General features: G+C 35.0%; 13 protein-coding genes. 1 reads left to right on the forward strand and 12 read right to left on the reverse strand.

What is annotated here, in order from left to right:
* Positions 1-3: 3 nt before the first annotated feature.
* The 5 genes from rsmB to gmk all read right to left on the reverse strand — a co-directional run bounded on the left by rsmB (position 4) and on the right by gmk (position 5563).
* Positions 4-1365, reverse strand: coding sequence for a 16S rRNA (cytosine(967)-C(5))-methyltransferase RsmB (gene rsmB, locus F5ESL0228_RS05310; RefSeq protein WP_122023093.1), 1362 nt, complete (start codon positions 1363-1365; stop codon positions 4-6).
* Positions 1316-2260 carry a methionyl-tRNA formyltransferase gene (gene fmt / locus F5ESL0228_RS05315; protein ID WP_122018434.1) on the reverse strand — a complete coding sequence of 315 codons (945 nt, stop codon included), beginning with the start codon at positions 2258-2260 and terminating at the stop codon, positions 1316-1318. Before fmt ends, rsmB begins: the two co-directional genes overlap by 50 nt.
* 14 nt (positions 2261-2274) lie before the next feature.
* On the reverse strand, positions 2275-4671 hold the full coding sequence (gene priA / locus F5ESL0228_RS05320; RefSeq protein WP_122023094.1) for a primosomal protein N': 2397 nt from the start codon (positions 4669-4671) through the stop codon (positions 2275-2277).
* Positions 4672-4734: 63 nt separating this feature from the next.
* Complete coding sequence (gene rpoZ, locus F5ESL0228_RS05325; RefSeq protein ID WP_122018436.1) at positions 4735-4947, reverse strand: DNA-directed RNA polymerase subunit omega; 213 nt, start codon at positions 4945-4947, stop codon at positions 4735-4737.
* Position 4948: 1 nt separating this feature from the next.
* A complete protein-coding gene (gene gmk / locus F5ESL0228_RS05330; RefSeq protein ID WP_122018437.1) occupies positions 4949-5563 on the reverse strand; it encodes a guanylate kinase in 615 nt (204 codons plus the stop codon).
* Between the two features lie 156 nt (positions 5564-5719).
* On the opposite strand from gmk, the gene F5ESL0228_RS05335 reads away from it, so the two are divergent.
* Entirely contained in the window at positions 5720-5995 is a 276-nt protein-coding gene (locus F5ESL0228_RS05335) for a hypothetical protein (protein ID WP_122018438.1), read from the forward strand.
* Positions 5996-6076: 81 nt separating this feature from the next.
* Here the strand turns inward: F5ESL0228_RS05335 and F5ESL0228_RS05340 are convergent, their stop codons facing one another.
* The 7 genes from F5ESL0228_RS05340 to F5ESL0228_RS05370 are packed head-to-tail and all read right to left on the reverse strand — an operon-like array spanning position 6077 to position 12752.
* On the reverse strand, positions 6077-6946 hold the full coding sequence (locus F5ESL0228_RS05340; protein WP_122023095.1) for a GNAT family N-acetyltransferase: 870 nt from the start codon (positions 6944-6946) through the stop codon (positions 6077-6079).
* Between the two features lie 5 nt (positions 6947-6951).
* Complete coding sequence (gene recN / locus F5ESL0228_RS05345; protein WP_122023096.1) at positions 6952-8634, reverse strand: DNA repair protein RecN; 1683 nt, start codon at positions 8632-8634, stop codon at positions 6952-6954.
* A 9-nt stretch (positions 8635-8643) separates the two neighbouring features.
* Entirely contained in the window at positions 8644-9456 is an 813-nt protein-coding gene (locus tag F5ESL0228_RS05350; protein WP_122018441.1) for a TlyA family RNA methyltransferase, read from the reverse strand.
* Positions 9456-10322, reverse strand: coding sequence for a polyprenyl synthetase family protein (locus F5ESL0228_RS05355; protein ID WP_122023097.1), 867 nt, complete (start codon positions 10320-10322; stop codon positions 9456-9458). Before F5ESL0228_RS05355 ends, F5ESL0228_RS05350 begins: the two co-directional genes overlap by 1 nt.
* Before the next feature lies 1 nt (position 10323).
* Positions 10324-10566: an exodeoxyribonuclease VII small subunit gene (locus F5ESL0228_RS05360; protein ID WP_122018443.1), complete on the reverse strand. Its 243-nt coding sequence runs from the start codon at positions 10564-10566 to the stop codon at positions 10324-10326.
* Entirely contained in the window at positions 10547-11914 is a 1368-nt protein-coding gene (gene xseA, locus F5ESL0228_RS05365) for an exodeoxyribonuclease VII large subunit (RefSeq protein WP_122023098.1), read from the reverse strand. Before xseA ends, F5ESL0228_RS05360 begins: the two co-directional genes overlap by 20 nt.
* A complete protein-coding gene (locus F5ESL0228_RS05370) occupies positions 11904-12752 on the reverse strand; it encodes a tetrahydrofolate dehydrogenase/cyclohydrolase catalytic domain-containing protein (protein WP_122023099.1) in 849 nt (282 codons plus the stop codon). Before F5ESL0228_RS05370 ends, xseA begins: the two co-directional genes overlap by 11 nt.
* Positions 12753-12792: the final 40 nt, after the last annotated feature.

Consider the following 12792-nt stretch of genomic DNA (forward strand, 5'->3'; position numbering starts at 1 on the left):
ACCTTAACCTCGTACTACAAATTTAGAAATAAAGAATCCGTCACTATGATAACTATCTGGCATAATTTTAAGCATCCCTGTTGGTACAGTGATTTTACCAGTTTTAAATGGCTTCAATTCAAATTCAGGATGCTTTTCTAAAAAAATATTGACCACATCTTCATCTTCTTCTTGAGCAATTGAACATGTAGAATAAATCAGTTCTCCATTTACCCGCAGTAATGAACTAACATGCTCAAGAATCGCTAATTGAATTTTTTGTAAATTAGTTAAATCAGATAAACTCTTGTTGTAGCGAATCTCAGGTTTACGCCTAAGAAGACCCAAACCTGAACATGGCGCATCTACTAAAATTTTATCAAATTGACCTTTTTCAAATAAATGGTCAGCTTGGCGCGCATCCAGTTCTTTTGTATTAATGAGCTTTTTAACACCCATCCTAGAACTGTTTTGTTCAACTAAGTTTAGTTTTTTCTGGTGTATATCTAATGCCATTACATTTCCTAAAGGAATTTGCTCAGCGATCTGTTCCGTTTTACCACCTGGGGCACTACAAGCATCTAAAACCTGTTCATTTCCATCAAAATCAAAGGCATTTACCGCCAAACTAGCAGCTTCATCTTGAATTGTCAATAAACCATTTTGAAAAAGTTTCGTTGAACTAATTCCACCATGATTTAAAATCAATTCATCACTAGTTAATTCAGACTCCTGATAAGAAAAACCTAAATTAATTAATTCTTTTTTTACATCGTTTACATTTGCTAAGCGTGAAATACGAACAGTATTTTTAGCTGGTTCATTAATACTTGCAAGCACTTTTGATACTCTTTTGCTCCCCCAATGATCAATTAAATATTGAACTAACCATTCTGGCGTGCTCTCTTTTATACTCAGATAAGTTACTTTATCAGTGGTTTTAGGTAAAATCGGTCCACGACGAATAAGTGAACGTAAAACGCCGTTAACAACTTTAAAACCTGTAGAATGCAAACGACCAAATTCTTTCGCCAAAATATTTGCTTCATTCAAAACAGCCCTATTAGGCACTTTATCCAAAAACAAGATTTGATATGCCGACATCAACAGCAAGGGCTCAATATACCCTTCCTTTAATTTGGTTTTAATTAAGTCTTGAAGCTGAAACTTTAAGTAAATTTTGTATTGAATTGTTCCATAAACCAACCTTGTAGCAAATTTACAATCAGTTTGTGATAAATCTGCTCTTTTTAAAGCATTATTTAAACTAAGATTAGAATAAGAATTATTGCGAAAAACACGCATCAGTGTATCTAAAGCAACAGCACGAGCACTTTTAATTGTCAACAATTTTTTCTCCCACTTTAAATTTACTGCCTTGACCATTAAGGAAATTTTTTATTTCTAATGTTTTTTTGCCTGCTGGTTGTACTTCTAATAAGTCTAAAACAGTGCCTTGAGCAAAACTAATCGCAAAACGATCTGCACTGGCAACTAAACTACCTGCCGGTAATGTGGTCTTTTCTGAGCTAACTTTTGCGCGCCATACCTTAATTCGCTTTCCCTTTACCAATAAATAAGCACCAGGAGCAGGGTTTAAGGCTCTAATTAAATTATTTGCCTCTTTTGCAGTCATTTTTAATCTAATTTGTTCCTGAGTTTTACTAATGTTAGGCGAAAACACAACTTTAGATTGATCTTGTGCGACTTTAGCCTGTGGATCTGCAATTATTTTGGGCAAAGTTTCTAATAGTAAGTCACGACCAATAATTGCTAATTTATCAAATAGACTTCCCGTAGTATCATCAGGTTCAATATTAATCGCTTTTTGAGCATAAATATCTCCGGCATCCATTTGCTTTACCATTTCCATAATAGTAATGCCGGTTTCGGCTTCTCCGTTAATCAGTGAATATTGAATTGGAGCCCCACCGCGATACTTCGGTAGTAGTGATCCGTGTACATTTACTGCTGCTATTTTGACAGATTTTAAAAACTTAGTTGGTAAAAATTGACCATATGCGGCAGTTACAATTAAATCTGCATGCAAATCAATTAATTCGAGTAATTCAGAAGATACAGACAACTTTACTGGTTGGACAATCGGCAAGTTCAGCTTTTCTGCTGCTATTTTGACAGGCGTCTTAGTAATCTTCTGTTTTCTGCCAACTTTTTTATCTGGCTGAGTCACTACTGCTTTAATTTCATAATTGGATTCGACTAGTCCTTTTAAAATTGGTACTGCAAAGTTAGGTGTTCCCATAAATATTACTGATGTCATTAAACATATCCCCTTTACATAATTCGTTCTGGCTCATTATCAATATAAATACTCAAGCCATATTTCTTTGCCTTCTGTGCAGAATCTTGAATTTGATGCAATAATTGATTTAAATTCTCTTCTTTTTTATATTTTACCAGTATTTGATAATAAAATTTGTTTTTTAAACGAGAAATTGCACTTGGTGTCGGACCCAAAATAATTGTCGTTTGTTTTAATTGTTGTTGAAGATAATTCTTAATTTTAAATGCTGCACGAGCTGCATTCTGCTCTTTTTTTGCAGCTACTGAAATTAAAACAGTATAAAAATATGGTGGATAATTTCCAGCATGACGGACACGCATTTCATAAGCATAAAAGCGTTCATAATCCTGTGTTTGAGCAAATTTTATCGCATAATGATCAGGATTAAAAGTTTGAATAATTACCTCACCCTTTTTCTTGGCTCTACCTGCTCTACCAGAAACTTGAGTTAGCAATTCAAACGTTCGTTCCGAAGCATTATAATCTGGAAGCCACAAACCAGTATCAGCGTTCACTACACCTACAAGCGTTACATTAGGAAAGTCTAACCCCTTGGCAATCATTTGTGTTCCTAATAATACATCGGCTTGATAATTTGCAAAATCGTCAAGGATCCTCTTAAATTCACCTTTACGTCTAGTTGTATCGACGTCCATCCGTAAGATTCGAATATTGGGTATCAAATCCTGCAATTCTTGCATTACTTTTTGTGTCCCTGTTCCTAGAAAACGAATTTGCTGGCTCTGACACTTAGGACATCTCTTCGGTATTGTGGTTGTGAATCCACAGTAATGGCACTGCATTTGTTGGACATCTTTATGCATGGTTAAAGAAAGATCACAGTTAGGACATTCCATCACATAACCACATTCACGACATAACATGAAATTTGCATAGCCACGCCTATTGAGCATTAAAATCACTTGTTCTTTTTTAGCTAAGCGCTCTTTAATAGCTGACAATAATTGTTCACTTACATCAAATTGGTTTCCAGCAAAATTTGCATCTTTTAAATCAATTAATTTAACTTCAGGCAACTTTTGCTTATTAGCTCTTTGAGAGAGCTTAAGCAGTTGGTAAACTCCCTTTTGTGCTCTTGCGCGACTCATTAACGATGGTGTTGCACTTCCTAATATCAGCGGACAAGAATTATATTGACTACGCCACCTGGCCACATCGCGTGCATGATAACGAGGATTATCTTCCTGCTTATATGATGCTTCATGCTCTTCATCGATTACAATCAGTCCGATATTTGTTAAGGGTGCAAAAACAGCACTGCGGGCACCAACTACTACGCGAACCTCCCCACGACGAATTCTACGCCATTCATCATATAATTCACCTTCTGATAATCCACTATGTAAAACTGCAACTTGCTGACCAAAGCGAGACTTAACTTGCGCGACCATTTGAGGAGTTAAAGAAATTTCAGGCACTAACATCAATGCATTTTTATCAATTAACAAAGTTTGACTAATCGCTTGTAAATAGACCTCTGTCTTTCCACTACCAGTAACGCCTTCAAGCAAAAACGTTTGTGGAGTACAATTTTGAATTGCATTAGAAATTTGATTCAAAGCAGCTGCTTGTTCATCATTTAAAATAATTTTAGAAGAATGAGCAGATTGTTTATAGTCAACTAATGGATCACGATAAATTTCAGTTGATTCTTTTTTTAACCACCCTTTGGCAACAGCACTAGTCAGTGTGGCAGTCTTAATTCCCGTATCTTTTTCAATAACTGATTGCATCTTAGGAAAAGCGGAATAATTTGTAATTAAATATTGCAGTAATTGCCTTTGCTTTACCGCATTTTGTCTAAGCGATTCATAAGCTTGTAAATATTTATCTTTAGTTAATTCTAAGGAATATAAATTTTCCTTTTTAGTTTTTGCTTGATTTTCAACAATGTATTCAATTTTGGCATCTTGCTTTTTTATTAACTGGTGTATATAGGCAACCTCATGACTAGACTTAATTTGATTTAAGTCAACTATTTTTCCTTTAAAAAAGGGATTTTTTTTCGCCTGATCCGAAATTGGAATTAGAATTTTACGATAATTGGCACGCATGACTCTAGGGAGCATTGTTTTTAAAATTGAAATCCGATAAGAAAAAATTTCATTAGCTAGTGTTTTAGATAATGAAACTAATTCTGGTGTTAAAGGAGGCAACTCATCAACCACTAGTAATAAGTCCTTAAGTTTTCCTTGAAAATTACTTGTCTTACTGAGTCCTATAACAAAGCCCTGTAATTTTCGAGAACCAAATGGAACAAAAACTCGTGACCCAATTGCCACATCGATTAATTCATCGGGAACATGGTATTCAAAAATGCGATCTGTCTGTTTAGCTGCAATGTCAACAATAATTTGCGCTATCATATTACTCACCCTTAAAAAATAACCTTCATCTTTTCGGATGAAGGTCATAACTTTGGACAATTATTATTGGGCTGAGTGATTTGAATCAACTGTAACCTTACCAGCCTCAATTTCCTCTAAAGCTCTTCCAACAGGCTTAAGTGCCTTATACTTTTTCAATGCTTCAGGCTCACCCGCTTCAAGTTCATGTGCTCTTTTAGCAGCAAGTACCGACAATGAATAACGCGAATCAACGCGATCTAACAATTTATCAATTGATGGATATGTAACTCTCATTTTAATCCTCTCTGACCATTTTACGATATGTGTCAATTACACGGTTAACACTAACATGTTCGGCATCGACAATTGCCTTAATGTGATCAACGGCATTAGCAACAGTATCATTAACAACTGCATAATCATAGTCTTGCATTACTAGAATTTCTTGGCGTGCTTGTTTAATGCGACCCATGATCACGTCCTCTGACTCTGTACCGCGATTTTCCAGCCGTAGATGTAGAGTATGTAAATCAGGTGGTGTTAGAAAAATAAACACGCCGTCAGGCATTTGCTTACGTACTTTTTGCGCACCATTGACATCAATTTCTAGTAAAACATCCTTACCCTCATCCAACATTTTTCTCACTGGAGCAAGGGGTGTGCCATAATAATTATTGACATAACGATTATATTCTAAAAGCTCTCCCTGATTAATAGCTTGCTTAAATCGTTCTTTACTCACAAAAAAATAATCTTCGCCATCAACTTCGCCAGGTCTAGGTTTTCTAGTTGTCATTGAAACTGAATACTCAAATGGAAAAACCTGATTCTCAACGATTGCACTTTTAACGGTTCCTTTTCCTACTCCAGAAGGACCCGAAAGGACAAGTAACAAACCTTTTTCTGTCATGCCATACTCCCCTATAAAAAGCTATTACATCTAGTTTGCACTAAAAGAAAGATATTTTCAAGTTAAGAAGTTTTTTAACAAAAAACTTGTTTTTCTGAACAAATGTTCGTATAATTGTTTTAAACAAACGTGCGTTCGAAAATTGGGGTGGAATTAATGAAGAATTCATTTAAAAAAGTTTATCATTACCTATTTGAATATGACAACGACAAACTAAGCATCTATAATCAATATTACAGTGAGATTCTTTCAACACTTGAATTTGCTTTACTTCACCATGCTTTTGTCTTATTAAGTTACCAAGACGGATCAAGTGAAATTGGTCAAATTACTAAACAAATCTCACCTGGAAAATTCGTCTTATCTTCAATGAATAAAAAACTGCTTAGAATAATAGATCTTGACACAATTTTTAGAGTCGATTTGGCTTGAATTAAATTTAACTTTACTATTAACTAAAAATGCGAAAATATTTCCGCATTTTTTATTTTTTCCGTACTTAGAAAAGGGTTGTTACTGTTTTAAATAAATGTTTTTACTTCTTATCTTAAATCCAGCATTTTGATAGGCTTGGATTGCACAATGATTATCTACTTCAACATCAAGTACAAACTTTTGTGAACCTTGTTCTTGTAAAAGCTCCATTATTTTTTTGATAAAGTAGCTACCAAAACCTTGTTTCTGCCACTTATCAGCAATAAATAAACCAAAGAGATAATCAACTTTTCCTCTATCTACAGCACAATAACCTACAATTTCATCATTAAAAAGTAAAATGAAACTTTTGATTTGATCATTAGCTAAACTTTGCGCAATATATTTAGTTGAAGAAGATAAATTTTCACCAAATGCTCTACTCTGCAATTGAGCAACTTGCTCAATGTCCCGTTTTCTAAGATTGGCAATTGTTAATACTTGATTCAAATGGTCTGTTTGCTTAATTTTAGTTGGCTGTTTTGTTGCCATATTATATTCAGCATCATCGATTAAGTTTAAATGAGTTTTAGCCAAAAATTGAGGATTTCGGTTGAGAAAAATTTTTTCACATGGAAAACAAAAATTAGTATAGCCATATTTATTTAAAATTTTTTGGGCATCATCAATCATTTTGCTAGCAATTTGTTGTCTTCGAAAGTCCGGATCCACTAATACATACACATCAACCAAATCATTAGGCTTTTCATCAGCATATAACATTACTAAACCAACTAATTTTTGACCAACATATGCTAAAACAAAAGTCGGCATTTGCTCAAAATAATTATATGCATTACTTAAGTACGGATCAGAATATGTCTGATCAAATCGATGAACCTTTTCAATCAGTTTTTGACAGTTTACCAATTCTTGTGAATTTAATGTTATCTTTTCCGTAATCTGCACTTTGATTACTCCTCTTTAAAACTTCTCATTAAGTCTTCAGCATTTTGTTTTGCTGCCTGTGTTACGTCGCTTCCTGCCATCATTTCTGCAATCGCGGTAACTGTTTCTTCTTGAGTAAGTGGTCCAATCTGCGTATAAGTAGCACCATCTTCAACTTTTTTAGCAACAAGATATTTCTGATCACTTGCTGCAGCCACTTGAGGAGAATGTGTAATTGCAATTACTTGCTTATTTTTGCCAATTGAATGTAATTTTTTGCCAATTGCTGCGGAAACACGTCCAGAAACCCCTGTATCAATTTCATCAAAAATCATTGTACCAACTGGTTCAACTCTACTGAAAATCGTTTTTAAGGCTAAAATCAAACGTGATTGTTCACCACCTGAAACAACTTTGACTAATGGCATCAAATTTTCACCAGGATTAGGAGAAATCAAGAAAATTACTCGATCAGTTCCTTTTTTGGTAAAAGTAGTGGTTGGCGATAAATCAATCACAAACCGTGACTTAGCCATGTATAAATCAGACAATTCTAATTTGATTTTTGCTTCTAGTTTCTGTGCTATCTCTTTTCTGACTTGATGTAAGTAACCAGCTTCATGTGTTAACCGTGTCTCTACATCTTTAAGCCGTTTTCGCAATTTTTCTTCATCTAGTCCCCCAGTTTCAAATTGACTTAGTTCTTTTTGAACTTTTTCATAAAACACAAAAACATCGTTTAAGGTTGGTCCATATTTTTTCTTAAGTGAATTAAGTAAATCAAGTCTACTAGAAACATATTGAAATCGCTCTTCATCAAAATCTAATTCGTCCATCACATTAGATAATTCGCCTCGTGCATCACTTAATGCAAAAACACCATCATCAATAGTTTTAGCAATATCTTTAAACTTTGTCCCGTATTCAGAGAGTTCATTTGCTGCAGTTTGTGCGTTCCCCACAAGAGATTCAATCCCATGATCTTCATCATCATAAAGTTGCATTAAATACGACGCCGTATCAACAATCTTTTGATAATTATTTAGCTCATTATATTCTTCTTCAAGTTGTTCATCTTCATCTGGATCTGTTAAGTTGGCAGCCATTAATTCATCGTTTTGAAAAGTTAAAATATCCTGCTTTTGGGCAAGCTCTTGCGCATCATTACGTAAATGAGTTAACCTATCTGACAGGTCATGCCATGTTCTAAAATCAGATTGATATTCCCCTAACTTCTTCTTGAATTCAGCTGGAGCATAATTATCAACTAAGTCAATTTGTCGTTCTTGATCCATTAAAACTTGTTGATCATTTTGTCCATGAATATCAACCAGATAATTTCCTAATTCACGAAGAACATTAATCGTAGTCAACTGACCATTAATTCGAACAACACTGCGACCTTTAACTGCTAATTCGCGACTAATAATTAACTGATTATCTGCTTCAGGTAAACCATATTGTTCACAAATTTCAGCAATTTTGGGTGCTTGTTCATCAACTTCAAACAACCCAGTTATTACAGCTTTCTTTTCACCACTTCGCACCATTTCTTTTTGACCACGACCACCCATTAATAATGAAACTGCATCAATGATGATCGACTTGCCTGCGCCAGTTTCACCAATTAAAACGGTCATGTTTTCTTGAAAGCGAACCTTCAATGCCTTGATAATTGCAAAGTTCTTAATATCCAGTTCAACTAACATAGCTTTCTCCTATAGCCCTGCAACTGCTTTTTCAACGATTTCTGCTGGAGTTTGCGACCAAAGCAGTCTCCCACCAGTTGCCAAATCTTTTTGTAAATGAATTAAAAACTCAATGTTGCCTTTACCACCTTTAATTGGCGAATAATCAACATCAAGGACATTAAAACCAATTTCTAAAGCCTGTTTAATTGTATGTTCAATCACAGCACAATGAACTTGATGATCTGTCACAATTCCGTGTTTACCAACTTTTTCAGGACCTGCTTCAAACTGGGGCTTAATCAAACATACGGCATCACAATGATCTTTTAAAATTTCGTACATTGGTGGCATGATTAAATCAAGTGAAATGAATGAAACATCAGTCATAGCAAAATCAGGTAACCCTTTTGTAAAATCTTTCGGCATACTGTAACGAAAATTTTGTTTTTCCATGACAACAACACGTGGATCATCCCGCAACTGCCATGCGAGTTGATTATAACCAACATCCAAAGCATAAACCAATTTAGCTTTATTTTGTAAGGCAACATCAGTAAAACCACCAGTAGAAGCGCCAATATCAAGGCAAATTTTATCAGACAAATTAATTTCAAATGATTCTAAAGCTTTTTCAAGTTTAAATCCGCCTCTAGAAACATACTTTTTTCCTAAATCTTTAATAAAAAATTGTTCATTGATAGGAAAACTTGTACCACTCTTATCAATTCTTTGATGGTTATGATCGCAAACAAGTCCGGCCATAATTGCTCGTTGTGCTTGCGTACGGGAATTAAACAAGCCTTGTTTTGTTAATAAAACATCTGCTCTTTCTTTATCCATTATAATACCTTTTGATATAAGTTGAGAAAACCGGATAAAACCGAACTATCTAAAATTTTTAAGCTCTTTTGTGCATGCTCCATCAGTTGTCGTAATTTTTGCTGGCTGTGCTTAACTCCTAGCATGGTTAATGTATTATTTTTGCCATTTTTCTGATCTTTATGTGTCATTTTCCCAGCTTCTTCAGGTGTTTCAACAATATCAACCAAATCATCATATATCTGATATGAACGACCAAAATCTTGTGCAAATTTAAGCAGGGCATCTTTTCGTAAATCATCAACATTAGAATAAACAATTGCCATTTCAACGCAGGCTTTTATAAGGCACCCCGTTTTCAGCCATTCCATTTCATTAATCAAATCGGTATCATCTGCAACGCTTGCATTATTTGTTGAATCAATATCTAAATATTGACCACCAACCATTCCATTTACTCCGACTGCTTTTGTAATAATTTCAACTATTTCAGCTGAATTACTTGCTTGAGCAATCCATTGTATGCCTAACGGCAATAAAGCATCACCTGCTAAAACTGCTTCTGCCTCACCCCACTTTTTATGACTGGTTAACTTGCCACGCCGATAATCATCATTATCCATTGCTGGCAGGTCATCGTGAATTAACGAGTAGGTATGAATCAATTCTATTCCACAAGCTAATCGAATCTCTTTTTCGCTAATCCGTTTATCCAAGGCGTCTACAGTTGCCAAAAATAACAAGGGACGCAGGCGCTTACCCCCAGCCATTACTGAATAAGACATAATTTGACTCATTGTTTTATTGTTAATTTCCTGCTCCAAATGTTTTTTTAGAAAATTATCTATCTCTGGAGTCCATTTTGTTCTAAATTCCTTAAATATCATTTTATTCTTCCGGTGCTGCTGCATTATTTGGATCCAACTTATGTTCTGTACCATCACTTTCAATTAACTTTGCCACAGTTTCTTCAGCATCAGTTAATCTTTGGTTTAAATCTTGACTTAGCTTCACTCCTGTCTGAAATTCTTTAAGCGCATCTTCTAATGCGACGTTTCCATTTTCCAAATTACTAACAATTTCTTGCAATTGTTGTAATTCTTCTTCAAAATTATTCTTCTTTGTTGGCATTTTTTATTCTCCTAGTCGATTTAATAATTGCAGTTGCGACTCCATTTTTTAGGTGCAGTTTAACCTCATCATTTTTCTTGAGTTGTTCAATTGAACTAACTGCTTGGTTTTGATTATTAACTACATAAGCATAACCACGATCCAATGTTTTAAGCGGACTATAGTCATCTAGCTGTTGTCCAGTTTGAGCAAGCTGATGATGTTTTTCTTGCAAAAGATTTTGCATATTTGCTATTAATTTTTGATAATAGAAAGTTTCCTGTTGAAGTAATTTTTCTACTTTTTGATCTGGTTTATTAGTCAATAACCGTTGTTGTAACAACTCATATTCTTGTCGATCATGTTCTAAATGATGTGTCATACTGCTATGAAGTCTGCTACGCAAAAGGTCTAAAGTTTGAGCTTGCTCATCATAAAGCCTAGTTGGTTCACGCATAACTACAGAATTAGTGATTCGAGTTAATGCTTCTCGCCTAAGCCGAATCATATTCTGAATACTTGCTAATAGACTGCTCTGCATTTGATGAATATTTGCTAGCTCAGTTGGTAAATTTGGCGTAGCGTATTCTGCTGCGGCAGTTGGTGTAGCTGCCCGAATATCAGCTACTAAATCACAGAGTGTAGTATCGGTTTCATGACCTACTGAAGAAATGACAGGCATTGCCATTGCATAAACTTGACGAACGACTTTTTCTTCATTAAAAGGCCATAAGTCCTCAAGCGAACCGCCCCCACGTCCAATAATTAAAACATCATACTTATCACCGCTAGAGTTAATTTGATTCATTGCATCAACAAGTGAATCTGCTGCTCGCTCTCCTTGAACCTGTGCTGGGAAAAGATCAACTTGTGCATGAGGAAAACGTCGATTGACAGTGACTAATATATCATGAATTACTGCTCCAGATGCGCTAGTAATTACCGCAATTCGATCCGGAAAATGAGGAATGGGACGCTTATGACTTTGATCAAATAAACCCTCATCAGCTAATTTTTGTTGTAACTGTCTAAGTTGTTCATATAAAGCTCCCAAACCAGCAGGTTCCATCGATTCAGCATAAAATTGATACGAGCCTTGTGGACCATAAACATTGACATATCCAGTTATATAAACCTTCATTCCCTCCTCAGGTTTAAATTTAACCTTATCAAAATGTGAGCGAAACATCACAACATTTATTTTTGACTTTTCATCTTTTAATGAAAAATACTGATGCGAATTTCGACGATAGCGAAAATTAGAGAGTTCACCTTGAAGAAAAACCTTATGTAGATACGGGTCATTTTTAAACTTTTGGGTAATATAGTAGTTTAAATCTGTAACAGTTAAATATTTATTATCTGGCATTTTCCCTCCTTGTTAATCTAACAACTTGTTCCATTAGCGATTCGACGGTTAAAGGACCGATTCCGCCCGGAACTGGGGTGATAAAACTGGTTTTAGGTGCTACATTGTCAAAATCAACGTCCCCAACAGTTTTACCATTAACTTGACTAATCCCAACATCAATTACAACAGCACCCTTTTTTACCATTTCGGCTGTAACTAAGTTGACTTGACCAGCTGCTGATACAAGAATATCTGCTCTCTTGGTATATTGCTCAAGATTTTTAGTTTTCTGATGCAATATTGATACAGTTGCATCTTGTTCAAGCATTAAAGCCGCTAGCGGTTTGCCGACAATACTGCTTCTACCAATAATAACTACATTCTTGCCCCTTAACTCAATTCGATAATAATTTAATAGGGCTAAAATGCCATGTGCTGTTGCGGGCTCTACAAAATGATCCCCTCGCCATAACCTGCCAATATTGGCAGGAGTTAGACAATCAACATCTTTTGATGGACTAATCTTTGCAAGTGCTTCATTCAAGTTAATCTGATCGGGAACAGGTAATTGAATCATTATCCCATTAACGCGATCATCTAAATTTAAACGATCAATTAATGCTAATAAGTTTTCTTGTGTTACATTTTCAGATAGTTGATAGATATTTTGCTTAATACCAATCTCAGTTGCACGCTTTTTCTTTGAGCGCAAGTATATTTTACTACTTAAATCATTACCAATATTAATTACGCAAAATAGCGGATTTATTCCATTTTGTTTTAAAATAGCAACTTTTTCTTTAAGCTTGATACTACGCAGGTCTGCTAATGCTTTTCCGTCTAGGATTTGCCCCATAGCTTATAACTAATTCCTTTTCTACAAAAATAGTCGGCTC

This window comes from Lactobacillus sp. ESL0228, assembly GCF_003692825.1.
GTDB lineage: Bacteria > Bacillota > Bacilli > Lactobacillales > Lactobacillaceae > Lactobacillus.